The organism is Epilithonimonas sp. (assembly GCF_036780765.1).
Taxonomy (GTDB): domain Bacteria; phylum Bacteroidota; class Bacteroidia; order Flavobacteriales; family Weeksellaceae; genus Epilithonimonas.
The window spans coordinates 208,282-234,620 of record NZ_DAIQCG010000003.1 but is presented as its reverse complement, the minus strand read 5'-3'; the positions used below and the strand labels follow the sequence as shown (position 1 = coordinate 234,620).

Annotated in this window: 22 protein-coding genes; 10 read left to right on the top strand and 12 right to left on the bottom strand. The window is 35.1% G+C overall.

Going from position 1 to position 26,339, the window contains the following annotated elements; translation table 11 throughout:
- The first annotated feature begins 361 nt into the window (after positions 1 to 361).
- Complete coding sequence (locus tag V7P73_RS07605; RefSeq protein ID WP_333852407.1) at positions 362 to 2,458, top strand: type IA DNA topoisomerase; 2,097 nt, start codon at positions 362 to 364, stop codon at positions 2,456 to 2,458.
- A gap of 142 nt (positions 2,459 to 2,600) precedes the next feature.
- On the opposite strand, the gene V7P73_RS07600 is transcribed toward V7P73_RS07605, so the two are convergent.
- Positions 2,601 to 4,088, bottom strand: coding sequence for a glycoside hydrolase family 28 protein (locus tag V7P73_RS07600; RefSeq protein ID WP_333852405.1), 1,488 nt, complete (start codon positions 4,086 to 4,088; stop codon positions 2,601 to 2,603).
- Between the two features lie 351 nt (positions 4,089 to 4,439).
- Between V7P73_RS07600 and fabV the strand changes: the two genes are divergently transcribed.
- The gene (fabV, locus tag V7P73_RS07595; protein ID WP_333852403.1) at positions 4,440 to 5,642 is read left to right on the top strand and encodes an enoyl-ACP reductase FabV; all 1,203 of its coding nucleotides are present in this window, start codon (positions 4,440 to 4,442) and stop codon (positions 5,640 to 5,642) included.
- Between the two features lie 93 nt (positions 5,643 to 5,735).
- Here fabV and V7P73_RS07590 read toward each other — a convergent pair whose 3' ends face one another.
- The 4 genes from V7P73_RS07590 to V7P73_RS07575 form a co-directional block, all read right to left on the bottom strand.
- Positions 5,736 to 6,533 (bottom strand): lysophospholipid acyltransferase family protein, encoded by a 798-nt coding sequence (locus V7P73_RS07590; RefSeq protein ID WP_333852401.1) that lies wholly within the window; start codon positions 6,531 to 6,533, stop codon positions 5,736 to 5,738.
- 43 nt (positions 6,534 to 6,576) lie between these two features.
- Complete coding sequence (locus V7P73_RS07585) at positions 6,577 to 7,206, bottom strand: NUDIX hydrolase (protein WP_333852399.1); 630 nt, start codon at positions 7,204 to 7,206, stop codon at positions 6,577 to 6,579.
- Between the two features lie 127 nt (positions 7,207 to 7,333).
- Complete coding sequence (locus V7P73_RS07580; RefSeq protein ID WP_333852397.1) at positions 7,334 to 8,185, bottom strand: carboxypeptidase-like regulatory domain-containing protein; 852 nt, start codon at positions 8,183 to 8,185, stop codon at positions 7,334 to 7,336.
- A gap of 86 nt (positions 8,186 to 8,271) precedes the next feature.
- Positions 8,272 to 9,633 carry a TolC family protein gene (locus V7P73_RS07575; protein ID WP_333852395.1) on the bottom strand — a complete coding sequence of 454 codons (1,362 nt, stop codon included), beginning with the start codon at positions 9,631 to 9,633 and terminating at the stop codon, positions 8,272 to 8,274.
- A gap of 172 nt (positions 9,634 to 9,805) precedes the next feature.
- On the opposite strand from V7P73_RS07575, the gene V7P73_RS07570 reads away from it, so the two are divergent.
- The 4 genes from V7P73_RS07570 to V7P73_RS07555 all read left to right on the top strand — a co-directional run bounded on the left by V7P73_RS07570 (position 9,806) and on the right by V7P73_RS07555 (position 14,359).
- Complete coding sequence (locus V7P73_RS07570; RefSeq protein ID WP_333852676.1) at positions 9,806 to 10,495, top strand: ABC transporter ATP-binding protein; 690 nt, start codon at positions 9,806 to 9,808, stop codon at positions 10,493 to 10,495.
- A 41-nt stretch (positions 10,496 to 10,536) separates the two neighbouring features.
- Positions 10,537 to 11,766, top strand: a complete 1,230-nt coding sequence (locus tag V7P73_RS07565; protein WP_333852393.1) for an ABC transporter permease — start codon at positions 10,537 to 10,539, stop codon at positions 11,764 to 11,766.
- A gap of 84 nt (positions 11,767 to 11,850) precedes the next feature.
- A complete protein-coding gene (locus V7P73_RS07560) occupies positions 11,851 to 13,119 on the top strand; it encodes an ABC transporter permease (RefSeq protein ID WP_333852391.1) in 1,269 nt (422 codons plus the stop codon).
- 43 nt (positions 13,120 to 13,162) lie between these two features.
- Complete coding sequence (locus V7P73_RS07555) at positions 13,163 to 14,359, top strand: efflux RND transporter periplasmic adaptor subunit (protein WP_333852389.1); 1,197 nt, start codon at positions 13,163 to 13,165, stop codon at positions 14,357 to 14,359.
- 65 nt (positions 14,360 to 14,424) lie between these two features.
- Here V7P73_RS07555 and V7P73_RS07550 read toward each other — a convergent pair whose 3' ends face one another.
- From V7P73_RS07550 to dapF, 4 genes are all read right to left on the bottom strand, one after another.
- On the bottom strand, positions 14,425 to 15,090 hold the full coding sequence (locus tag V7P73_RS07550) for a hypothetical protein (protein WP_333852387.1): 666 nt from the start codon (positions 15,088 to 15,090) through the stop codon (positions 14,425 to 14,427).
- A 95-nt stretch (positions 15,091 to 15,185) separates the two neighbouring features.
- The gene (locus tag V7P73_RS07545; protein WP_333852385.1) at positions 15,186 to 17,678 is read right to left on the bottom strand and encodes a TonB-dependent receptor domain-containing protein; all 2,493 of its coding nucleotides are present in this window, start codon (positions 17,676 to 17,678) and stop codon (positions 15,186 to 15,188) included.
- Positions 17,679 to 17,708: 30 nt separating this feature from the next.
- The gene (gene mltG, locus V7P73_RS07540) at positions 17,709 to 18,734 is read right to left on the bottom strand and encodes an endolytic transglycosylase MltG (protein ID WP_333852383.1); all 1,026 of its coding nucleotides are present in this window, start codon (positions 18,732 to 18,734) and stop codon (positions 17,709 to 17,711) included.
- Positions 18,735 to 18,754: 20 nt separating this feature from the next.
- Positions 18,755 to 19,519: a diaminopimelate epimerase gene (gene dapF / locus V7P73_RS07535; protein ID WP_333852381.1), complete on the bottom strand. Its 765-nt coding sequence runs from the start codon at positions 19,517 to 19,519 to the stop codon at positions 18,755 to 18,757.
- Between the two features lie 403 nt (positions 19,520 to 19,922).
- On the opposite strand from dapF, the gene V7P73_RS07530 reads away from it, so the two are divergent.
- Both V7P73_RS07530 and lipA read left to right on the top strand, forming a co-directional pair.
- Positions 19,923 to 20,480: an RNA polymerase sigma factor gene (locus V7P73_RS07530; RefSeq protein WP_333852379.1), complete on the top strand. Its 558-nt coding sequence runs from the start codon at positions 19,923 to 19,925 to the stop codon at positions 20,478 to 20,480.
- A 15-nt stretch (positions 20,481 to 20,495) separates the two neighbouring features.
- Complete coding sequence (gene lipA, locus V7P73_RS07525; RefSeq protein WP_333852377.1) at positions 20,496 to 21,350, top strand: lipoyl synthase; 855 nt, start codon at positions 20,496 to 20,498, stop codon at positions 21,348 to 21,350.
- A 34-nt stretch (positions 21,351 to 21,384) separates the two neighbouring features.
- Here lipA and V7P73_RS07520 read toward each other — a convergent pair whose 3' ends face one another.
- Positions 21,385 to 21,573: a hypothetical protein gene (locus V7P73_RS07520; RefSeq protein WP_333852375.1), complete on the bottom strand. Its 189-nt coding sequence runs from the start codon at positions 21,571 to 21,573 to the stop codon at positions 21,385 to 21,387.
- Between the two features lie 173 nt (positions 21,574 to 21,746).
- On the opposite strand from V7P73_RS07520, the gene V7P73_RS07515 reads away from it, so the two are divergent.
- Positions 21,747 to 23,090: an ammonium transporter gene (locus V7P73_RS07515; RefSeq protein ID WP_333852373.1), complete on the top strand. Its 1,344-nt coding sequence runs from the start codon at positions 21,747 to 21,749 to the stop codon at positions 23,088 to 23,090.
- A gap of 61 nt (positions 23,091 to 23,151) precedes the next feature.
- On the opposite strand, the gene V7P73_RS07510 is transcribed toward V7P73_RS07515, so the two are convergent.
- A complete protein-coding gene (locus V7P73_RS07510) occupies positions 23,152 to 23,886 on the bottom strand; it encodes a class I SAM-dependent methyltransferase (protein WP_333852371.1) in 735 nt (244 codons plus the stop codon).
- A gap of 94 nt (positions 23,887 to 23,980) precedes the next feature.
- Here V7P73_RS07510 and V7P73_RS07505 point away from each other — a divergent pair, with 94 nt between their 5' ends.
- The gene (locus V7P73_RS07505; protein WP_333852369.1) at positions 23,981 to 25,312 is read left to right on the top strand and encodes a hydroxymethylglutaryl-CoA synthase family protein; all 1,332 of its coding nucleotides are present in this window, start codon (positions 23,981 to 23,983) and stop codon (positions 25,310 to 25,312) included.
- A gap of 90 nt (positions 25,313 to 25,402) precedes the next feature.
- Here the strand turns inward: V7P73_RS07505 and V7P73_RS07500 are convergent, their stop codons facing one another.
- Complete coding sequence (locus tag V7P73_RS07500; protein ID WP_333852367.1) at positions 25,403 to 26,320, bottom strand: helix-turn-helix domain-containing protein; 918 nt, start codon at positions 26,318 to 26,320, stop codon at positions 25,403 to 25,405.
- Positions 26,321 to 26,339: the final 19 nt, after the last annotated feature.

The window sequence follows — 26,339 nt, the reverse complement described above, 5'->3', positions numbered from 1 at the left end:
ATAGAAATTAAGTACAAGCAAAAAAGGATTTCCGCTCAAGTCGGGCTGCAGTTCAGCATAAAACTCCGTTTGTCATAAAGTACAATATTTGTCATTCCGTAGGAAACCTAACGAAGTGGTTCGATGTAGTCAATCTCAGCAGTCTAGATTCCTATGGAATGACAAACGGGATGTTTTAATTGTATTTCTTTGATAAGTGAAGCGTCTTTGAGCGTCTTAAAAATATTTTCAATAAAGATAAAAAAACTTTGCGCTCTTTACGTTTTAAATAGATTTATCAATTAACTTATTTTCAAAAAAACAACTTTTCTGATTTTAAATTTTTCCGCAACTTTGCTTCCCTTTCTAAAGTGAAAAATTAATGAAACTTTGTATTGCCGAAAAACCAAGCGTTGCCCGTGATATTGCCAAAGTTTTGGGCGCTACAACTCCCAAAAGCGGTTATATGGAGGGAAATGGCTATTGCGTGACTTGGACTTTTGGTCATCTTTGTACTTTGAAAGAACCGCACGATTACGCATCGCATTACAAATCTTGGGATTTAATTTTCCTTCCAATTATTCCCAAAAACTTCGGAATCAAATTGATTGATAATAATGGCGTTGAGAAACAATTTCAGACCATAGAAAAACTGGTTCAAGAATGCGATGAGGTCATTAACTGTGGTGATGCTGGGCAAGAAGGTGAACTCATTCAACGTTGGGTTTTGCAGAAAGTGAAATGTGACAAACCAATGAAACGTTTATGGATTTCGTCTTTGACAGAAGATTCAATCAAAGAGGGTTTTGAGAATCTGAAACCGGCTGATGATTACAAAAATCTTTATTTGGCAGGAAATGCAAGAGCCATCGGTGATTGGCTTTTAGGAATCAATGCAACGCGATTATTCACGAAAAGATTTGGCGGAAACAAAGGTGTTTTATCGATTGGGCGAGTTCAGACTCCAACTTTGGCAATGCTCGTTCAGCGTCAAAAGGAGATTGATGCTTTTTCTCAGGAAGAATATTGGGAACTCAAAACCAAATATCGGGATGTTCTTTTCAGTGCGTCGATTGACCGATTAAAAACTTTAGAAAAAGCCGAAAAAGGTCTGGAATATCTCAAACAAAATCAATTTGAGATTGTTTCTTTTGAAATCAAAGAAGGAAAAGAAAAAAATCCTAGATTGTTCGATTTGACGGGACTTCAGGTGGAAGCGAATAAAAAATATGGTTATTCTGCCGAGAAAACTTTGAGTTACATACAAAGTCTTTACGAGAAGAAATATACGACTTACCCTAGAGTTGATACAACTTATTTATCCGAAAATCTTTATCCGAAAATTGCTGGAATTTTAAGGAGTATGACTATTTATTCTGAGTTTACTGCGCCATTATTGACTCAACCGATTCCGAAAACAAAAGCAGTTTTTGATGATACAAAAGTAACTGACCACCACGCGATTATTCCTACAGAAATTCCGCCTTCATCCAATCTTAGCAGAGAAGAGAAGCTGGTTTACGATTTGGTTGCGAGACGCTTCATCGCCGTTTTTTATCCGGAATGTAAAATTTCGAATACTTTGGTGGAAGGTCAGGTTGGAACGATTCCTTTCAAAGCTTCCGGAAAGCAGATTTTGGAACTAGGCTGGAGAATTATTTATGCCAAAGACAAAAAAGAGGAGAAGGACGAAAAAGATAAAGACGAGGAACAAACTATTCCAGAATTCGTCGCTGGCGAAAAAGGTGGCCACGAACCTTTGATTCATCAAGGGAAAACCTCGCCACCAAAACCATACACAGAAGCAACTTTGCTGAGAGCAATGGAAACTGCAGGAAAACATGTGGAAGATGAAGAATTGCGCGAAATGCTAAAAAATAACGGAATCGGAAGACCTTCAACCAGAGCCAACATCATCGAAACGCTTTTTAAACGAAAATACATCGAGAAGAAACGTAAAAATCTTATCGCCACGCAAACCGGCATCGAACTCATCGACACCATTGAAGATGAACTTCTCAAAAGTCCTGAACTGACGGGAGAATGGGAATCGAAACTTAGAAAAATCGAAAAAGGGGAGTACGAAGCGAATCAGTTTAAAGAAGAATTGATTGAAATGGTTACCGATTTGACCCAAAAAGTCATCAGCGGAAAAGGGAAAGTTATCATTCAGGAAGAAAAAAAAGAAGCTCCAAAAGAAAAGAAGCCAAGAGTAAAAAACGAAATTATATGGGAAGAAACTCAATGTCCAAAATGTAAATCGAACAATCTGATGAAAGGCAAAACTGCCGTTGGATGTTCCGATTATAAAGGTTGTGGTTTCAAAGTTCCATTTGAAATATTTGGGAAAAAGTTATCAGAAAAACAATTGCAGGATTTGATTCTGAAAAGCAAAACTTCCAAACTGAAAGGTTTCATAGGCGAACAAGAAGAAGGAGTTTTAATCCTAAATGAAGATTTTTCAATTATTATAAAATAAAATTTACATCAATAGAAATGGGCTTTAGCCCATTAATAGGATATAAATGAAAAAGGCTTTAGCCAAAAATTATTATAAATTTTGGCTAAAGCCTCGAACTATTTTTCAAATTACATCGGGCTAAAGCCCGACGCAATTGATATTATTTCACAACAATCGCTTTTTTCAAACCGCTGTCCATTTTATAATCAGTCGAATTATTGATTTTTACATTTTCAAAAACGATATTCTGTGCATTCTTGCCAACAATACCTTTCTTACTCGTGATACTCACATTCTTGAAATAAAGATTTTCAATCAGTTTTTCAGGAAGTCCATTGAAACTGAAAGCCGTTTCAGACGAAGCACAATTCACATTACTAACATAAAAATCGTGAAAATATGGCACTTTTTCGCCCGTATGTTGTGCTGCTTCGCTTTCTTTCGTGCTTCCGACTGGCGCATCAGCATAGAACGTATCAAATAAAACTGCTTCTTTGATAATGTTTTTCATTTGGATATTATCGATGTAGATTTGACTCACATCGCCACCTCTTCCCGAGTTACTTTTTACACGGATTCCGATGTCTGTCCCATCAAAAGTACAGTTGGTCACGTAGATGTTTTTCATTCCGCCATCCGTATTACTTCCGATTACAAAACCGCCGTGACCTTCATTCACTGTACATTCTGCGATGATGATGTTTTGCAGAAGTGCTTCACTATTTTTCGGATTTCCGCTGGATTTCATACAGATTCCGTCGTCACCGGCGTTCACTTTTGTGTTGTAAATAATCACATTTTTTGAAGCACTGATGTCGATTCCGTCTCCATTTTGCGCCCATTTCGGATTGTAAACTGTGGTGTTTCTAATCACAAGATTGGTGATTTGCTTTGGATTAATCACAAACTTCGGTGAGTTTCTAAACGTTGGGCCGTCAATTAAAAGATTTGTCACTTTCGACAACGTGAACATCATTGGTCTTAGATAATGATGCAATTGCTGGTACATATCAATCGTTGCATTCGGCATTTTGGTAATCACTTTGGCCAGTTCTTCCCCACGTTTTGCCGATTCGCTTGGATACCATATTTTCCCGTCGTCACTCAAAACACTTCCTGATTTTGCAACCAACTCCTGCCATTGTCCTGCCGTTGTTTTGAATTTCTTCACAGGTCGCCACGCTTCTCCGGCTCCATCGAAAATTCCTTTTCCTGTAAACGAAACGTCTTTCAGATTATTTCCCCAAATCGGTGGTGTCACTTCAAATTTCCCTGACGAAGTTTCTCTCATTGGAAATTGCTTGATATCGCTACTGAATTGTACAATCGCTCCTTCTTCAACGTGAAAATCGATTTTACTTTTCAGTTCGATTGGTCCAGTTAACCAAGTTCCGGCTGGGACAATCAATCTTCCGCCACCGTTTGCGGCGATGATAGTAATCGCTTTTTCAAATGCTTTTGTATTCAAAGTTTTTCCGTCGCACACGCCACCAAAATCCTTGAAGTTATAATCCTTTCGCGGAATCGTCGGCAAAACCATTTCCCCAAATTTGAAAGGTGCTTTCTCGATGTAATAATTAATGTCATTTTTCTGCGCAGAAATCATTGTTGCTACAGAAAATGTAAGACCAATTAATAGTTTTTTCATTGTTTATCTAAGTAATTTATTCTATTCTAAATTTTATTTTGGGCAGCTTAATCCGCTTGTAGTTTATCCAGAGCTTGCCGAAGGGCTCTTCCGCTCAAGTAGGGCTGCGAGTAATTCTTCGTTCTTAGATTGTATTTAATTTTTTAAATAACATACTTTACCATTTCGAATGTTTGTAAAATTAAATAAAATATTGACTTGCGCAATCGATTGCGCAAAATAAAAACAACGACTCTCCGAAAGCATTATTAATACTCGAAAAATAGAAAACAGTAATACGCTTTTTTCTAGATAATTCTTAATATATGATTCAAATTTCTTTAATTTGCAATGCTAAAAATAATTTCAACAATGATTATTCAACCTAGAACAAGAGGATTTATTTGTTTGACTGCACATCCGGACGGAGCGCATCAAAGCATTAAAAATCAGATAGAATATGTAAAGTCCAAAGGCGAAATCAAAAACGGACCAAAAAAAGTATTGGTAATTGGAGCTTCTACCGGATTCGGGATTGCTTCAAGAATTACTGCGGCTTTCGGTTCCGGTGCCGCTACAGTTGGTGTTTTCTTCGAAAAACCAGCATCTGAAGGAAAAATGGGAACAGCAGGTTGGTACAATTCTGCAGCTTTTGAAAAAGAGGCGCACGAAGCTGGACTTTATGCAAAGAGTATCAACGGCGATGCATTTTCTGACGAAGTGAAAAAAGAAACAATTGAGTTGATAAAAAAAGACCTTGGTCAGGTTGATTTGGTGGTTTACAGTTTGGCTTCTCCAAGAAGAACACATCCAAAAACTGGTGTTGCTTATGCATCCGTTCTTAAACCAATTGGTCAGCCATTTACTAATAAAACAGTTGATTTTCATACAGGTGTAGTTTCTGATATCACCATTAATCCGGTTGAAAACGACGAAGATATTTCCAACACAATTGCTGTAATGGGTGGTGAAGACTGGAAATTCTGGATAGAAGATTTAAAGGCTGCTGGTGTTTTGGCAGAAGGTGTTCAAACCGTTGCTTATTCTTACATCGGTCCTGAATTGACTTTCCCAATCTACAGAAACGGAACAATCGGACAGGCTAAAAATGACTTGGAGGCAACTGTTACAGTTTTGAATGACTTATTAAAAGACCTAAACGGAAAATCTTATGTTTCTGTGAACAAAGCTTTGGTAACGCAGTCTAGTTCAGCGATTCCTGTAGTTCCATTATACATTTCTTTACTTTATAAAGTGATGAAAGCAAAAGGAACACACGAAGGAACGATTGAGCAAATCCAGAGATTGTTTGCTGACAGATTATATACTGAGAGCGGAAATGTTGAATTAGATTCAGCAGGAAGAATCAGAATTGATGACTGGGAAATGGCTGATGATGTTCAGGCAGAAGTGGCTAAATTGTGGGAACAAACTTCTACTGAAAACCTTTCTGAAATCAGTGATATCGAAGGTTACAGAAAAGAGTTTTTCAACCTTTTCGGATTCCAATTTGACGAAATCGATTATGAGAAAGATGCGAATGAGAACGTACAAGTTCCAAGTATCGAAGCTTAGATTTTAGACTCGGAGTAATAGACTGATAGATAATAGATTTTTTTCAGTCATTAATGAAAAATAAAAACGGCTACTGAAAAAGTAGCCGTTTTTTTATTGTTGTGATTGAGATTTTATTTCTTTCTGTTTAGTGTCGTAATCGTGGAGCAGGTTGTGTTCCGGAGTTTGCTCGATAGCGTGCATTATTTTATCCAAAATTTGCGTTGCAGACTCATTATCATAATCGATATCCAAAGCTGGTTTGAACTCCATTGTTGGTTTTACACCGGTTACTTTTATTTTCAATCCTTTCTTATCAAAAGCTCTTCGGAATCCATTTATTTTAATCGGAATTACCGTTGGCCTTTGGTTTTTAATCAACTTTGCCGTTCCTTTTCTACCTTGTGCATAAGCAGAAGTCGTTCCTTGAGGAAAAGTAATAACCCAACCGTTGTCCAAGGCTTTCATAATGTTTTCAACTTCGGTAAGGTCAACCATTCTGTTTACGTTTTGACCTTCTGCTCTCCAAGTTCTTTTAACTGTAACTGCGCCGGCAATCTTGAAAATTCTCGCTAGAATTCCTTTATTCATTGTTTCTTCCGCAGCCACATAATAGAAATCTACTTTTGGGTTGAGAAGATAAACAGGATTTTTTATCGTATTGTGATAACCGTTATTCACAGCGCAAAATGCGTGGTACATTGCCGCAACATCTGCAAAATAAGTTTGATGATTGGAAACGAAAAGAACATTGCTGTCTGGCAAATCAGAAAGATTTTCAGTTCCGGTAATCTTCAATTTATTAAAACCATTGAATCTCCTATAGGAAACAATTCCCAGAATGAAAATAATTATTCTTTTCAGAATATAGATATTTCCAAAAGAATCGGTGAAAATATTTTTTTTTGCCATTGATATTTAATTATAACTTCTAAGGTCATAAATTACTGCAAAATTAAACATTTTTTAACAAGTTGCTAAACTCACTCAAAATCATCGATGTAGCACCCCAAATGATGTAACCGTTAAAATCTATAACAGGAACTTCATAACCCTTTGTAGAAGGTAAAGCCATTATTTTCGGCTGGTCGGGAAGACTTAATAAAGATGAAATCGGGAATTCAATCAGTTCTACAGCTTCGGTTTCTTGTAAAAAAAATTCTGGATTTTTCTTTGTATAAGAAACAAACGAATGAACATAAAAATTACTCGGCGGAATGTAAATCGGAGACATTTCGCGGATAATCCTCACATAATGTTCATCAATTCCTAATTCTTCCGAAGTTTCTCGTTTAGCCGTATAAGCAAAATCTGGGTCTTCTTTTTCTTTTTTTCCTCCAGGCAAAGAGATTTGTCCACTGTGTCTGTCGTTTTCATTCACGCTTCTCACTATCAAAGGAAAATGCCATTCATTATTCTTAAGATAGAGTAGAATGTTCACAGCTGCAAACTTCGGATTCTTAGTTAGAATATCCTCATAACTGAAGACAGGACGATAGGGCGGAGAATAAATTTTGTGTGCATTTTCGCCCAACAATTCCGCGGCTTTGATATCTCTGAGTAAATCTTTTCCAAAAATCTGCATATCTCAAAGATAAGGAAAATTGGAAGATTTTAAAATTAAAGCAAAGTTTTTCTATATTTTAAATTAAAAAAGTCGCAAGGATTGACTTTGCGACATAGTTTAGATTTATCTTTGGAAAAGAATTTTATTAAGCTTTGATTTTTTTGTCTTTTGCAATTTTGACATCGATATTAATTGCTGGAGCACCAGCTGGTATTTTCTGCCATTTGTCATAATATGACCTGATGTAAACAGTACTTAGTAAAGCAGCGCTAAAACTAATCTTTCCCTTGTAACCACTCACGATTTGTACCGATACAAAGAAGTTTTCATTATCTACCCAGATAGATTCGTCACTGATATCATAAGTAAAAGTACCGTCTTTGATTTTATCTTTGGACAATTCCACAGTAAGAACCTTATCCAAAATAGATTTTCCGGGTCTGTTTTTATCTTCAGAATAGATGTTGAAGTTCAACAAAACTGGTTTATTGGTGTCGAATTGGTTGACGTTCAAGTTGATTTTTTCAATTTTTACTTTCTTTTTATTAGAAAATGAAATTGCAATCTCTTCTCGCCAGTTTCCTTTACTATCATCATTGGAATTATACCAGAATCCTACTTTTTTAGCTTTTGTATTGATTCCCCAATTCTTATTCTCATAAGTTTTAGGACTTAGTTTAACTTCAGCAATTTCATTTACTTTTTCTTTTAAAACAATAGTATGATTATTAGAATTAATGAAATTTTGAATGTCTTGCTCAAAGGGATTATAACCACCCAATTGAACGGTAACCTTTTTAGATTTATCAACGTTGGTTAAATCGATTTTGTAGTTTCCGTTTTCATCTGTTATAGTGCCTATGTTTTGTCCATCAACACCAATTCTTACATAAGGAATGGAATTGTTATTTTCACTGGAAATTATTCTTCCCGAGATGATTTGCGAATTTACAATACCGAAAAAAGAAAGAAATAATAAAGTAAATTTTATTTTCATAGTTTTTAATTTTTATAAAATTAGTCTATTCTATGAAGATTTCCTAGTCGAAATTTACTTTATTTAAAATTTTGATAAAATATTACTTAAAGTGTAATACCACGCCCAGCATAGAAATCAAGAACTTTTCTACTGAACAGATAATTATATTTGGCTTGAGCAACAGAACCTTGTGCATTCATATAATTGTTTCGTGCTATTGTTACATCATAGATTGTGGAACGTCCAGCCGCAAAACTTTTCTCTGCAAAATCTAAAGCTAATCTCGTACTTTTTTCAGCTTCGATGGCAGAAATATAGATTTCATAATTAGAATCTGCATTAAATTGCGCTTGCTGAATGTCCTGTTTCAACTGGAATTTCTGTTGCTCCAGATTATTCTTCGCAATCACTTCATTAATTTTGGTTTGCTCAACCTGAAGTTTTGTAATTCCTTTATTGAAAATCGGAATGTTCGCCGTTAAGCTTAACTGTTGTCCAAAATTATCACTATACTGCTGTGTGAAGTTTCTTTCTGTAACAGGATAAGAGTTTCCAGCCGCATCTATGTCATAACCAATAGTGTTTTTATTTAAAAGATTGTTGTAAAAACTTCCAATTCCGGCTGTTGCGGAGATTGTTGGATAAAAGTTGGTTTTTACAACTTCCGTTTGGGCTTCAGCAGATTTTATTCTGATTTCAGCAGCTTTTACAACTGGCTGAGATGTATAAGCAATATTAAGAACATCTTCTACAGATTCTGTTTGTGGCGTCAAATCATCAGGAACAGGAATGTCAACCACATCAAAAGTTTTATAGTCAGGTAATTGAAGAAGCTGAGCCATTGCAAACAATGCTTTATCTACATTGATTTGAGCTGTTTTTACATTTTGTTTTTCTCTCGTAAGAGAAGCAGTTGCTTCTGCCAAAACCGTCTGAGCAGTTGTTCCAACATCTGTTGTGATTTTCGCTCTGTCGTATAATTTTTGTGCATTTTCCATAGCGCTTTCAGAGATTTTTTTAATTTCTCTGTTTAGCATTACGTTCAGGTATTGCTGAGCAATTTGAAGGGAAATATTATTTTTAATAGTTTCAATATCTTGTAAACTCGCATCAACGTCGAAGCTATTTTTTTTAATCGATTTTTCAAGTCTTCCATTATTGTAAACCAAAATACTAGCACCAACATTAGCCCCGTTATAGTAACTGTCATTTCTGATACTGCTTGTTCCAACGAGCGTTTGTCCAAAATTCGCATTGTTGTTAATTGTCCCGGAAACCGAAGGCAAATATTCCTTTTTTGCCATTTCCAGATTTTTTGTCTGCACATCTTTGTTATAAGCTTGCGCCTGGATTTGCAAGTTGTTTTTAATTGCATAATCCACACATTCCTGAATTGTCCATTTTTTCTGAGAAAATCCCAAAATTCCTAACGACAAAAGAGAAATACAAAAAACTTTTTTTAGCATAAAAGAAAAATTATACCCAATAAGACTTCAAAATATCTGAAATGTTACGCTCCTTTTTAAATTTTTTTAAATTTTAATCTAAAAGAAAAATAACAAAATATTTTTTCTAAGGCTGTAACAATTTGATATTAGGATTTACTTATAATGTAAAATCCAGACAATGTCTCATCCGATTCTGAAAATAGAAGATGTCAACAAATCTTACGATACAGGCAAGAGCAAACTTCACGTGCTGAAAGGTATCAATCTAAATATTGAGCAAGGTGAGTTTGTTTCTATTATGGGAAGTTCTGGCTCCGGAAAATCAACTTTGCTTAATATCATCGGGATTTTGGACGAGGCTGATAACGGAATTTATGAACTGGATGGTTTTCCTATCAAACATCTCACAGAAGTAAAAGCGGCAGAATATAGAAGTCGTTTCATTGGATTTATTTTTCAGTCTTTTAATTTGATTAATTATAAAACAGCGTTGGAAAATGTAGCACTTCCATTATATTATCAGAACGTTTCCAGAAAAGAAAGAACAAAAAAAGCTTTGGAATATCTGGAAAAAGTTGGGTTGAAAGAATGGGCAGAACACCTTCCGAGTGAACTTTCCGGAGGACAAAAACAAAGAGTTGCCATTGCAAGAGCGTTAATCTCTGAACCGAAATTAATCCTTGCAGATGAACCAACTGGAGCTTTGGACTCCAAAACGACGCACGATATTATGAAGTTGCTTCAGGAAATCAACAACGAGGGAAAAACAATTGTTGTTGTAACTCACGAGAACGATGTGGCAGCACAAACCAAAAGAAACGTTGTTCTGAAAGACGGCAGAATAGAAAGTGATGATTACATCCAACAAATCGTTTTATAAAGCATTAATCATTAACAATTCATCATTAATAATTAAAGAAAATGTTTGATCTAGACCGTTGGCAAGAGATATTTAGTTCTATTCGCAGTAATGTATTGCGGACTGTGCTTTCTGGTTTTACGGTGGCGTTAGGTCTTTTCATTTTCATTGTTTTATTCGGAATTGGTAATGGACTTAATAATTCATTTGCCAAGGCATTTACAAGAGATGCAACCAATCTGATAATGGTTTGGGGCGGAAAAACAACCGTTCCTTATGCAGGTTTGCAATCGGATAGAGCTATTACATTTAATAATGATGATTTCGATGCGATTGTAAAAGAGAGCAAAGGGAAATTAGAATATGCTTCACCAAGATATACGACTAATCTTACGGTGAAATATGGTAAAGAAAGTGGCAGTTATCAAATCAATGGTGTTTTAGGAGATGAAAAGTTTCTTGAAAACAGAACGATGATTGATGGTCGTTACATCAATGAACGAGATAACGAATTGAAGCAAAACGTCGCATCCATCGGAAGAATGGCGTGGCGTGATTTGATTCGGGATGGTAATCCGATTGGAAAGGATTTGGAAATCAATGGAACGATGTTCAAAGTCGTTGGTGTTTTCTCTGATCCGGGAGGAGATTGGGACGAAAGACATATTTCTATTCCACTTTCGACACTTCAACAGATGAAGAAAAGTTCGGATACCATCAGTACTGTAATGCTTTCTTACAATCCGAATATGACACCGGATGAAGGTGTGAAATATGGCGACCAATTGGAGAAAAATATCAGAGCAAGACATAATATTTCCCCAGATGATCAGCAAGGGATTCGGGTTAATAATAATGCTAAAAATACACAGGATTCTTATGCTTTTTTATGGGTTATAACACTTGTTGTCGGTTTTATTGGTCTTGGGACTTTGATGGCAGGAATCATAGGAATCAGTAATATAATGGTTTACATTATCAAGGAAAGAACCAAGGAAATCGGAGTCAGAAAAGCAATTGGTGCAAAACCAGCTGGAATTGTCGCTTTGATTTTACAGGAAAGCATTGTTATTACTGTGATTTCTGGATTCGTTGGAGTAGGACTAGGAGTTTTAGCTTTGAAATTAATTGGAAATAATCTTGAGGATTTCTTCATCACAGAACCTTCCGTAGGTTGGGGCTTGATTGCTGCAGCATTTTTCTGTTTGGTGCTTTCTGGCGCAATTGCAGGATTTGTTCCGGCTTACAAAGCTTCGAAAATCAAACCAATTGAAGCACTCAGAACAGATTGAGTTTGAGGCTAGGGGAATTTGAGAGAACTTGAAAATATAATAAAATCATTTATCAATCATCATTAATCATATATAAACAAAAACGTGAATATACTTTTCAAAAGAGATACCTGGCAAGAGATTTATTATTCCCTTCGGAATAATAAGCTCAGAACGTTTCTTACGATGATAGGCGTGGGTTGGGGTATGTTTTTGTATGTGAGTCTTTTGGGTGCGGCAAAAGGCATGGAAAATGGTTTTAATAAATTGTTTTCGGGGTTTGCAACCAACTCGATATTCCTTTGGCCACAAAATACAAATATTCCTTACGAAGGTTTTGCGAAAGGCAGAAAGATGGATCTTCATCTGAAAGATATAGAATACATTACGAAGAAAATTCCGGAAGTTGATTACATTTCGCCACAGAGTGTGAGGGGGAATTTTGGAACTGCAGGAGAACAAATTTCTAGAAACGGAAAGAAAAACACTTATATGATTACCGGTGATTTTCCAGTTGGTAATCAGATTTCCAAGAAAAAATTATTGTTCGGAAGATATATTAATGACGCAGATATCCAGGCAAAAAAAAATGTGATTGTAATAGGTGAAGAGATTTATAAAAATCTTTTTGATGCCAAGAAAAATGAAAATCCAATTGGAAAATCAGTCAATCTGAAAGGGATATTTTTTAATGTCATAGGAGTTTTCCGAGTTCCGCGAGGTGGTGGGATGGAGAATGACCAATCGGCGTATATTCCGTTTTCTACTTATTCTGGGATGTATAATGAAGGCGATAAAGTAGGTTTCTTTGCGATTGTTGGAAAACCTAATGCAGAAGCTGCGATTGTGGAAACGAAGGTGAAAGACGAATTGAAAAAAATCAATCATGTTTCACCCGAAGATACCAACGCATTTGGAAGTTTTAACTTGGCTAAAGAATTCAAAAAACTCACAGGATTTCTTACCGGAATGCAATTATTAACAATCACGGTTGGAACATTAACAATATTGGCAGGAGTTATTGCGATCTCCAATATTTTACTGATTACAGTTAAAGAAAGAACAAAAGAAATAGGAATCAGAAGGGCTTTGGGAGCAAAACCAGCTGAGGTAAGAAATCAGATATTGCTGGAAAGTGTTGTTATCACTTTGTCATCAGGATTATTAGGCTTTTTATCAGGAATTTTCCTGCTCATCATTCTGAATATTGCAACAATGAACAATGATGCTTTCCCTTTCAGTAATCCAACTGTAGATTATGGAAACGTATTTTCAGCAATGGCAATTATGATTTTCCTTGGATTGATTATCGGATTGATTCCTGCACAAAGAGCGGTGAAAATCAAACCAATTGAAGCCTTAAGAACCGAATAAAACTAACAATTAATCATTTATAATTAAACTATATTTCTACATAATGGAAAAAGAGAAAAAGAAATTTACATTCAAAAAATTGATGACCATCATTTTGGGAATTATTTTTGTGTTGGCTTTGGTTGGCGGAATCGGTTATCTTATTAAGTCCAATTCAGCTGAGAACGAAGTCTTCCTTACCAGAAAACCAAGCATCAAAAACTTGGATGATAAAGTAATGGCAACAGGAAAAATAGAACCTCGCGAAGAAATCGAAATCAAACCAAACATTGCAGGAATCATCCAAAGCATTAATGTAGATGAAGGAGATAAAGTGGAAGCGGGACAACTGATAGCAACTATTAAAATTGTTCCAAACATTACTGAGGTTAATAATGCCACTATGCAGGTTAATAATGCACAGATTCAATTATCAAACGCAAAAATCAATGTTGATAATCAGCAAAAGCAATACGAGATGCAGGCGAAATTGTACAAGCAAGGTGTAATTTCTAAACAGGAATATATTACCGCTGAACAACAGTTGCAAACGACCACTCAGCAAAAAAAATTAGCTGTTCAACAACTGAATGCCGCTCAAAAACAATTACAAATTGTAAGAACCGGAGCAACGCCGGAATTGCAAAGTATGGCAACTACTCAAATCCGAGCAAAAGCGGCAGGAACAGTTTTGGAAATTCCTGTAAAAGTGGGAAGTCAGGTGATTGAAGCTAACTCGTTCAATGCAGGAACTACGATTTGTTCTATTGCAGACCTTAATTCATTAATTTTCAAAGGTGATATTGACGAAGCTCAGGCTGGAAAATTGAAGCAAGGAATGGATATGAGTGTGGTTATTGGTGCTTTGCAAAACAAATCTTTTCCCGGAAAATTAACTTTAATTGCGCCAAAAGGAACTGAAGAAAGTGGAACGATAAAATTTGCTGTAGAAGGTGATGTTTTCAATAAAACTGGTGAATATATCCGAGCAGGATTCAGTGCCAACGGAGAAATTTTATTGAGTTCTAAGAAAAATGCATTACTTTTGGATGAGTCGCTAATTCAATATGAAAAGGGAAATAACAAAGCTTTTGTAGAAGTAAAACAACCGAATGGCGGTTTCAAAAAAGTTTATGTTAAGCTAGGCTCAAGCGATGGTATCAATGTTCAAATCCTCTCTGGAATTGATAAAAACGCGGAAGTAAAAGTTTGGAATCCTTCTGATAAAGATAAAGAAGAACTGAAGGAACAAAAGAAATAATAGACCTTTAATTATAATTGTTAAAAGAATCCGTCTCGTTTTTATAGCGAGACGGATTTTTTATTTTAGAACATTTTGCCATAGAAAGATGTAATGTCAAAGTAATATTGGACTTCCGTTCCATCAGCTTTTTTGAGGGAAAGGATGTCATACATTTTTCCTTTGTTTTCTGAGAGAGATTGGCTTTGCATTGTGCAGTCTGCGCAATTTTCTTTCACATATTTGTATTCGTCAGGCACGCTTTTTACTTTGATGGCTTTTTCAAAAGATGAACCGTCTTTCGCAGATTTACTTTTGTTATCAGAATCTTTGCGAGTGTCTATGAACTCATAAGAATCTTGATTCATATCTACACTGATTTTATCGGACTTAAATTTGATATGATTTTTGTCGATGACTTGATAAGTGTAAGTATCAGTCAGGCCAGATTCGGTGTGGGATTCGAAGAATTTTCCATCCTGGATCCACCAATTTCCAGTCTCAATACTTTTTTGACTTTCCCCGTCTTTATGGAATGTAAAATCTAAGACAAAAGTGCCATCATTGTTTCTTGTCATAACCCATTCTTTCGTCATTCCTTCTATTTGCTCATCTTTTTCTGAGCCAGACCATTCGCCAGATAAACGCTTGTCGATTTGTTTTCCATTGGACAAAGTTGTCATTGAGCTTCCACAAGACATTAGAAAGAGGCTACAAATAGTAATAGCCATACAATTGATCATTAGTTTCATTTTATTTTTTTTGTTAAAAGTAAACTATTATTTGATTATTAGTCAAAAAAAATACTGCAAAAAAATGCAGTATTTATATTTCTATTGTTTTAGAATTACATTGGTGGCATATCGTCACCGCCTGTACTATTGGAGTTAATATCTTTTTTACGTTTTGGTTGGTCAATCTTTTCTCCTTGTTTAAATCTGTAAGTAAGAGAAAGAGACATTTGTCTTGGTTGCCACTGCATATACATGTCATTTTGGAAATCCGGACCATAAGTAGTGGATTTTCTAGCTCTGGTATTAAAAATATCCTGAATGTTAAATGCTAAGGTTCCATCGCCTTTCCAGATAGTTTTTGTAGCACCTAGATTGAAAAAATAAATAGACTTAATATCCTGACTCGCATTTTTCTGACCTCCACGGAAATTTCCTTGTATTTGTACACTCAATGTTTTGTCGAATTTGAATGTATTGGATAATCTCATTCTCGTAGATAAACCATCTCCATTGTAGGATTGGATAAATTTGTTATCAATGTATAAATCTCCTCTTGTGTTATATCCAAATACATCGATATTACCCATGATTTTCCACCAAGAAAAAGGATCATAAGTTCCATTAAGATCCAAACCATATCGGTCTTCATTTCCAACATTAAATGGTTTTATGTTGAAAGCACTTGGGTCTGTTGGACTTTGAATAACGGCCATTTGCACATTATCCTTTTCTTTCCTGTAATACAATGTTGGATTAATAGTCAGTTTACTCTTAGAATAATTATACCCAAATTCAAAAGAATCGATGTATGATGGGTTCAAATCAGGATTTCCGGAGAAAAGGTTTCTGCTATTGTTAAAGGAAAAGAAAGGTATCAAAAACCAAGATCTAGGTCTGTCTATCCTTCTGGAATAGTTGACTAATAATTGGTTGTTCTTTGCAAAGTCATAACTCAGGAAAACGCTTGGGAATAGATTGTTGTAATCTTTATTTTTTGCCACTACATTTCCTGTGATGGTGTCTGGATAAGAAAAATCAATTTTGGAATGCTCGTTTCTTAAACCTACTTGATACCCAATAGGTCCCAATTTGCTTTTAAACTGAACATATCCCGCATTGAAGGTTTCGTTATATTTACTTATTCCGGTAAAACTTGGCAGTACAAAGCTAGGTACATCTATGTCATTTTGCTGTAATACTAGATTGTCATAATCATTTTGATTGTCATCCAATTTGTATCCAGCATTGAAGGTGGAGTTTTCTCCAATCGGAAGTTCATAGTCCAATTTTACTACCAGTGATTTGTTTTTTGTTTCCTGTCTTGTAAAATTATAGTAATCTAGGACATTGTTTGTAATTTGGGTGATATCGTTACTATTGTTGGATTTGTTACTTTGTAAACTTACAGAGACCGAGATATTCTGTCCTTTGTCATCCAGTTTCTGATCTATCCCAAAGTCTCCCTGCATCCCTGTATTGGTCATTCTTCCAATACTGTTACGTGTTGTGAAGTCTATAGTGCCATCTCTGTTAAAATCATAATAATCAATCGGATTATCTGAGTCATTGCTGAATGTTCTGATATTTCCTGAAAGATTGATACTTGTTTTTGGCGAGATATCATACGTAACTCCGGCCATTGCGTTGTAATTATCAGATTTTGAATTGTTTTCACTATTTTGGGTAGCTGTAGCAATATTACCTCCAGTGTAAGATATGTTATTTCGGCTAGTGTTTTTTCCTTCCTGATAACCACCACCGCCATTCAAAAACCAACTCCAGTTACCTTTTTTCCAGCTAAGATTGGTGTTAAGGTTGGTTTTGGGAAGATAGCCCAGTGTTCCTATCACGCTACCATTGAAGCCTAATTTTGTGGTTTTTTTCAAAATAATATTAAGAATACCAGCAGTTCCGGAAGCGTCATATTTTGCAGAAGGATTAGTAATAACTTCTATTCTGTCAATCTGATCTGCAGGAATAGCTTGTAGCGCATTAGCTCCATCATCTATTCCAAGAAGAGCAGACGGTTTTCCATTAACCAAGAATCTTACATTAGAACTTCCTCTCATAGAAACCGTTCCGTCCGTATCTACAGAAACCGAAGGGACATTTTGCAGAACATCTTGTAAATTTCCACCAACAGCGGTTAGATCACTTTTTACATCATAGGTTTTTTTGTCTAGCTCAACTTTATAAGGTTTTGTAGATTGTGCTGTAATCACAACACCTTGGATGTCTGTCGTATTATTAAGATTGGCTTTTCCATCAGAAACAACAACGAAAGGTGCAATGGCGCCAGCTTTTTCTACTCTGATTGTCTGTGTGAATTTTTTATAATCAACCGCTTCTATGCTAACATCATAGCTTCCGGGAGCCAAGTCTAATTTATAATTTCCATCAGCATCTGCTAGCGCAGCATCACTTAACTGGCTGTTTTGCTGGCTTTTAAAAGTTATGGATGCATATCCAACACTACCATTTGCGTCTTTTACGTTTCCAAAAACATTCACTTTTTGCTGAGCCATTACAAAACTCGCTGCTCCAATGGTTAAGGCTAACCCAAAGAATTTTTTCTGAAATACACTTACGATTTCCGTTCGTTCCATTATTGTTTATTTTTCGCTTTTTCTCTTTATTTATTTTATTTGTTTGCTGTTCAGCCAGTCTTGATAGGCTTTTGCATTCTTAGCGTGTTCAGCATCGTTGTCTGTGAATTTATGATAACCAAATCTCGCAGGATCGGCACACATAAAAATATAGTTGTTTTTTTCTGCGTTCAAAACTGCAATCAAGGAGTTTTTATCTACAATACAAATTGGTCCAGGCGGAATTCCCTTATTCGCATAAGTGTTATAAGGAGAAGGTTCTTTCAGATGTTTGTAATAAACTCTTTTAATTTGTTGAGTGAAATTGCTTGCTTTGTTTACTGCATAAATTACAGTTGGATCGCTTTGCAACTTCATTCCTTTTTTATAACGGTTAAGATATAATCCCGCAATTGTTCTTTGTTCATCAGGTTTTCCGCCAGATTCTTTGTAAACGATAGATGCTAATGCATAGATTTGATCTCTCGATAATCCAGATTGCTTTTCTTTTTCGATTCTATCAGCCGTCCAAAAATCTTTATAATCATTTTCGAATTTGTTGAAGAATTCTTTTGGAGTAACCGTCCAGAAAAAGTCATAAGTATTATTGAAGAAATATTTTTTAAGATCTTCAGCATTCTTGTAACCTTTGTTGATAGCGATTTCGTTCAGTTGATTAGCAAATTTCAAAGAATCAATTTCTGTCTTTTTGGTCACTCTTCCAATCATCTGATAAACATCATCAAAATCTTTAATCCTGAAAGAATTAGGCGTTTGATTTCCCGCAAGAATCATATTGGCAATTTCCCGGTTGTTCATTCCCGGCTTTACTTCATATCGTCCCGGTTTATAATTTTCTTTCAGATTTTTATCATCAGCAATACTTGCGAAGTTGTCTTGATTTTTAACAAACGGAGCGATAGAATCCAGAATTTGCTTGTAGGAAGAATGATGCGGAATCAAAACAAATCCTTCTTTTTCCACATTGTTTCCAAGATATTTATTATAAAATCTCAATCCAAAAAAACCAAGGATTGCTACTAATACAACTAATATGACAAGAATTATTTTTTTCATAGTTTTAAATTCTCAGGCTTTTACAAATTGGTATCTCCTTTAAAAACCTGAACTGCTGGACCTTCTAACCAAATATTTTTGAATCCGTCACCATTTTTTTCGGCATAAACTTTTAAATTGCCGCCCATCACTTTAATTTCAACAAACGTTTGATCGTTATTTTTCATAAAAGTTAAAGCTGCAGCCGTAACTCCGGTTCCACAGCTGTAAGTTTCATCTTCAACACCACGTTCATAAGTTCTTACAAAAAGTTCTTTATCAGAAATTTTTTCTACGAAGTTGACATTGATTCCTTCTTTCTTATAAGTTTCAGAATTTCGGATTTTGTTACCATTTTCGTAAACATTATAATTATTTAACATTTCAACATACTTAACATAATGTGGTGATCCGGTATTTAGAACAAAATCATTTCCGTCTGTATTGATGTTGTTGACATCTCCCATTTTCAACTTCACGATACCGTTTTTAATTTCAGCTTCGTGGATTCCGTCAATCGCAGTGAAAGTGGTTTTATCTTCAATCATATCCAGAAAATGAGCAAAAGCAACAGAGCAACGCGCACCGTTTCCGCAAAAACTTTTGGATCCATCAGAGTTATAATAATCCACTTCGAAATCAACACCTTCTGCAGAATTAATTTTAATTAACCCATCAGCACCAATCCCAAATCTACGATCACAAAGTTTTTGTATGTTTTCGATTGATAAGTCGTCCCATTCCCCTAAACGGTTGTCGATCATCACAAAATCATTTCCTGTTCCTTGATATTTATAAAATTTCATTATTTATTTGTCTGATTTTTAAATGTTTATTTTGATTTCTCTAATCCAAAATCAAGCCAGTAAAAGTACTCAATTTATCAGGATTTCAATCTTGATATTTGTTATTTAAATTCGCTCTAAAATTGTGAATTATTTTACTCCATAGCCAATAGGAAATAGAGTAACATCATTTCAAAAAAGATAAAGTGAAAATGGTAATCTTTATAAACCTCTATGAATATTGTTTTTCTTTGATAAAGTTTACGCCTTTGCGGACCTTAAAATATTTTCAATAATCTCAAATAAATCTTTGCTTCCTTTGCGTTTATTATTCTACTAAGAATTTTGTATTGATTATAGAAATTCTCAATCTCTTGATATTAATATTTTTTAATAATATATAGCTATCTTTGTTCCTTGAAAAATGAAAGAAGACCAGTTACTCGCTCTCATCATAAAGGCTAGAGATAAAAATCAAAAATCTCAGACACAGCTCATTAACTTGTTTTGGGTTGATGTTTTTTCTTTTGTGATGAACAGGGTAAAGGATGAAAATGATGCAGATGAGATTACGGTTTCGGTATTTTCAAAAGTTCTTAACAAGCTGGATTTGTTCGACCCTAATTTTCAATTCAAAACCTGGATTCTGACCATTGCTCAAAATACAATCATCGATTTCTGGCGAAGAAAAAGCAGAGAAAACGAAGATGCGAGCGATGGATTGGAAAATGTAAAGAATGAATTTGCAAGGTCGCCTGAAGAATTGTTGATTTCTGAAGAAGACCAGCAAAAGATTATCAAAATCATAGAAACAATGGATGCTAAAAATCAGGACATTATCCGTCTGAGATTTTTTGAGGAAAAAAGCATCAAAGAAATAGCGGAAGAACTCAATCTTTCCCTTGCCAATACAAAAGTAAGAATAATGAGAGCTAAGAAAATCTTGGCCGAATTATTAAAAGAAGACGAAACGGATTTTTAATTTCAAAAAATCAGAATGGAAGAAACAGTGACTCAAAAACCCAAATGGATTCGTGTAAAATTGCCAACTGGTAAGAATTACAGAGAGCTGAGAAATTTGGTTGATAAATATAAGCTGAATACAATTTGCCAAAGTGGAAGCTGTCCAAATATGGGCGAATGTTGGGGCGAAGGAACAGCAACTTTTATGATTCTGGGAAATATCTGTACCAGAAGTTGTGGTTTCTGCGGTGTAAAAACCGGAAAGCCAATGGATGTGAATTGGGACGAACCGGAAAAAGTAGCACGTTCTATCAAATTAATGAAAATCAAACACGCAGTTCTGACTTCGGTGGACAGAGATGATTTGAAAGATATGGGTTCCATTCTTTGGGCAGAAACGGTAAATGCAGTTCGCAGAATTTCTCCTGGAACTACGATGGAAACTTTGATTCCGGATTTTCAAGGTTTGACAAAACATCTTGACAGATTGGTGGAAGTAGCTCCAGAAGTGATTTCTCACAATATGGAAACAGTAAAACGCTTGACAAGGGAAGTGAGGATTCAAGCTAAATACGAACGAAGTTTGGATGTTCTGAGATATTTGAAAGAAGCTGGACAAAACCGTACAAAAACTGGTGTAATGCTTGGTTTGGGCGAAACTAAAGATGAGGTTTTTCAAACAATAGAAGATATTAGAAATGCCAATGTAGATGTGATTACTTTAGGTCAATATTTGCAACCAACGAAAAAACATCTTCCTGTGAAAAGTTTCATCACGCCAGAAGAATTCAACGAGTTTGGAGATTTTGCAAGAAGTTTAGGTTTCCGTCACGTAGAAAGTTCACCTTTGGTAAGAAGTTCTTATCACGCAGAGAAACATATTCACTAAAAATTAATTTTGAAATAAAAATAAAAAAAGACTCCTATATGGAGTCTTTTACTTTTTGTTCTGTTGTCTGCACTTTATCGGTTTGGTTCATTTGTTCAACTTGTTTTGGAATAAACATCATATAACCGAAATAACCTAAAATAAATAAAACAACAATAATGATGATTGCTATCATCGGACCTTTGTTGCTTTCGCTGTCGGGTTTTGGAATATCTGGTCTCATAATTTATTATTTTTAACTCTATTGCAAAACTGATGCCTTATTATTTTAAGCTTTGTTGATTTGTTATTTGATGTAATTTTATTTTTATTAATAAAAAATTAAGGGTTATTGTGTTTAATTTTACAATTATTTCAAATTAACCCTATATATTTGCAGGGTTAAAATTTAAATATATGAAAATTGAAAAACGTTGGGTGATTTCATTCGTGATAATTAGTATCGTTTCAATTGTTGCAGTTTTTTGGCCGGAACAGACTTCTTTACCAAAACCAGGAACTTTTTTAGGAGAAGATAGCATTGTAGGAGCAGATGTTGCCTGGATTCTTGCTTCTTCAGGTTTGGTTTTGTTGATGACGCCTGGACTTTCTTTCTTTTATGGAGGAATGGTCGGCAAAAAGAATATGATTTCCACAATGTTGCAAAGTTTTATTGCTTTGGGAGTTATAAGTATTCTTTGGGTTGTTGTAGGATTCAGTTTGTCGTTTGGTGATTCAATCGGGATTACAATCAATGGAGAACATTATGGCTTGATAGGAAATCCGACATCCTATTTGTTTTTTAATAATGTGGGCGTTTTTCCGCATAGCCAAATGGCTTCCACTATTCCATTTATTTTGTTCGCCATGTTTCAAATGAAATTTGCGGTGATTACGCCAGCTTTAATTACAGGTTCGTTTGCCGAAAGAGTGAGATTTATTTCTTACTTATTATTTATGGTTTTATTTCATTTAATTATCTATACACCACTTTGTCATATGGTTTGGCATCCTGACGGTTTGTTGAATAAATATTTTGGCGTTAAGGATTTTGCGGGTGGAACAGTCGTTCATATGAGTGCAGGATTTGCCGCTTTGGCGGGCGCAATGATGATTGGGAAACGTAAAAATCCACACCACGAACCATCTAATATTCCGTTTGTGATTCTCGGAACCGGAATGCTTTGGTTTGGTTGGTTTGGTTTCAATGCAGGTTCAGCTTTGTCAGCTAATGCAACTGCTGCAATGGCTTTTGGAACAACAACCGTAGCTTCTGCAACAGCAATGCTGTCTTGGATTTTCTTTGATAGAGTCAATGGTCGCAAAGTTTCTGCTTTAGGTGCTTGTATTGGGGCGGTCGTCGGATTGGTTGCTATTACGCCAGCTGCGGGATTTGTGACAATTCCGCATGCTATTTTCATCGGATTCATTTCAGCAATTGTTTCGAATCTGATGTGCAATTGGAAAAGATTGAAAAAAGTAGATGATACTTTGGATGTTTTCGCTTGTCACGGCGTTGGTGGGATTATGGGAATGATTTTGACAGCAATATTAGCTCAAGGCGAAAATGCAAGTTTGCTTCACGGTGGATTCGAAGTGTTTGCTCATCATATGATGGCGCTGGTTTTAGTTTCCGCATTTACATTTTTAGGATCTATGATTTTATACAAATTGACAGATTTAATAATTCCTCTCAGAGTTGCAGAAGATTCCGAAAATATAGGTTTGGATTTGTCTCAGCACGATGAGACTTGCATATAATAAGGTTTTTGATTTTGTTTAAGAAGGATGCCTCATTTGTTTTTTTAACGGTGAGGCTCTTTTATTTTTTAGAACAAAACAAAATATGTTCATTTTCACTTAAACCCAAAAAATCATCTTTTGAGAAAGTTTGAACATCAACCAAAAATCCACTTTTCTCCAAACGTTCTTTCAAACCGTTGATAGAATAAATGCGAACGTGATCATACTGTCCAAAATGTTTTAATCGATCTTCCTTGGTTTTGATAGAAAAATCCTCATAAGTTTCTCCATCTCTAAAAGGTGTTTGAATCAGGCAAGTTCCATCAACTCTTAAAACTCGGAACAATTCATTCATTGCTTGCTGGTCAGAATCGATATGTTCTAGGATATGATAACAAATAATTAAATCAAAACTTTCAGATTCTGAATCAATATGATTGATATCAAAACGATAATCAGCTAAAAATTCATTCTCAAAATCCGTGGGAAAATAATGGATGTTTTTATTTTTTTTTAGTTTCCTGTAAATCGCTCTGGATGGCGAAAAATCTAAAATCTTAATTTCATGTTTTAAATATTTCTCATTCAGAAGTTTCCAAAGCCTTCTAGTTCTTGGCAAGCTGCCACAAACAGGACAAACCAAATTTCCATTTTCTACTAGTACAAAATCTTTCAAGTGCTTTTTGCAAATATTACACTCGTGATTTTCTCCTTTGTAAAGAGGATAAATCAACGAACGCAACAGAACCTCATTTTCAAAAAGAAATTTTTGAGGTATAATATTTTTGACGACTTTTTTTAAAGTTTTGTACATCCCGAATTAAAAATGAACCGCAAGATAATAAACCGTCGCTATATTTAGGCGATTTCCATAAGATTTTCTAACTTCGTGTCTTAAAATTTTTAAAATGACGAAATTCGGAGTTGATGCGGCCAGTTTTTATGTGCCTTCTTTATATTTAGAAATCAAAGACCTTGCTGAGAAAAGAGGAATAGAACCAGCAAAATTGGAAAAAGGTTTAGGCTTACACAAAATGGCTTTACCCGATGTTCACGAGGATGCAGCAACTTTTGCAGCGGAAGCTTTGCTTAAATTAATTCAATATTATAACATCAATCCGAAAGAAATTTCCAGAGTTTACCTCGGAACAGAGAGTGCTTTAGATGCTGCGAAACCAACAGCGACTTATGCCGTTCAAATGGTAGAAGAATTCCTAAGTGAAGAATTTGGGGAAAGAAGTTTCAAAAACTGCGATGTTGTTGATATGACTTTTGCTTGTGTTGGAGCCGTTGATGCGCTTCATAATTCATTGGATTTTGTAAGAGCAAATCCAACGAAAAAAGCAGTTGTGATTGCAAGCGATTATGCAAAATACGAGTTGGCTTCTTCCGGAGAATATACACAAGGTGGTGGTGCGGTTGCTTTATTGGTTTCTGCGAATCCAAGATTGATTGAGATTGATAATAATTGGGGTGTTGCAACAGAAAGCGTTTTCGATTTCTTCAAACCGAGACGTCTTCATTCAAAATCTGAATTTAATTCTGCGCCAGAAAATTATCCAGATAAAATCGAAGTTTTTACAGACGAACCTGTTTTCGACGGTCAATATTCTAATGCTTGTTATCAAGATAGGATTCGTGAAGCTTATCAGCATTATAAAGAACAGACTTTCACCGTTAGGCCTTATGAAGATTGGAGATATTTGATTTTCCATTTACCTTACGCATTTCACGGGAAAAGAGTTTTTACCGAGATTTATAGTTTAGAAAATAATCTTGATTTTTCTGATGCTGAGAAACAAAAAGCCATCGCAAAATCTGAAGATTATATTAATTTCATCAATGAAAAAATTGAGAAATCTCAAAGAGCTTCTTCCGAAATCGGAAATATGTATACGGCTTCTATTTTTATGGCGTTGCTATCTGCACTACAAACTTCGTTTAACGAAAATGAAGAGTTGACAGAGAAAGAAATTGGTTTCTTGGCTTACGGAAGTGGTTCTAAATCAAAAGTGTTTGTAGGAAAAATCTCTCCAGAATGGAAATCAATTGTCAAAAAATGGAACGTTTTCGAAAACTTGAAAAACAGATTAGCAATTGATTTCGATAGTTATGAAAAGTTGCACCGCAAACAATTAGATTCTTCTGTAAATCCAGATTATAAAGGATTCGGATTGACAAGAGTTGAAAAAGAAAGTTCGGTTCTGAAAGGTGCAAGATATTATTCTTATCAAAAATAAAATTCCATAAACGGAACATAAAAATCGAAGGCGAGCAAATGATTATTTGCTCGCCTTCTTTTTGAAAATATCTATAACTAACTATTTAATTCAAATTAATTTTTTGTTTTGAAAGATTTTTGGCGTAACACCTTCCATTTGCTTAAAAACCCGAATGAAATAATTGGTGTCCGAAAATCCTGTACTGAAAGCAGTTTCGCTTACAGAACTATTATGAATCAGCATTTCTTTCGCTCTCTTGATTCTCTCTTGAATGATGAATTCATTTGGTGAAATTCCCAATTCTTCTTTGAACATCTTGAAGAAATTCGATTTGCTGACATAAGCCATTTTTGCAATGGCATCAATCGATAATTTCTGATGTAGATTTTTCTTGATGTAATCTGCCACAAAACCAATTCTCGACTTGTTTTTCAAAGTATTTTTCTCAACCAGATTTCTCGCTTGGGTTTGCATTAATCTTATCAAAAGCTCTTTCAAAGCAAAATCCGCAATTACATCTTTATAAGAATTATCATCCATAGCAATTCTCATAATATTGTTGGTTGCAGAAGCCAAAGCTTTGCTGTTTAGGAGATAAAATTCATCCAAAGAAATGTTCCAGTGAGAAGAATCATCCACTTTTGTCGCATTAAAGTTAAGATGGTCTAATGACTGCTGAACAAATTCTGGATTCAAAGTCAAAGAAATACATTGTGAAGCGTCAATATCTGCGTCTGGGAAATCAATCACCATTGTTTCTCCGGGGGCGACCAAAACACTTTCTCCAGGCAGATATTCAAAGTAATTACTCTTATCTTGGAGCTTCATCCATTTCTTTCCTCTCAACATTCCTGTAAACGCAAGATGCTCAAAATGCAATTTCACATCATAAGCACTCTTATGTGTCTCATAGATACTGAATTCACAATTATTTAAACTGAACTTGGTTTGATTTTCCACCAAAGTATTCAGCTTATTTTCTTGTGTCAGATTAGGTTTGTTAAGATGAAAATGATTTGGATTCATTATTCAAGATTTTTATAAC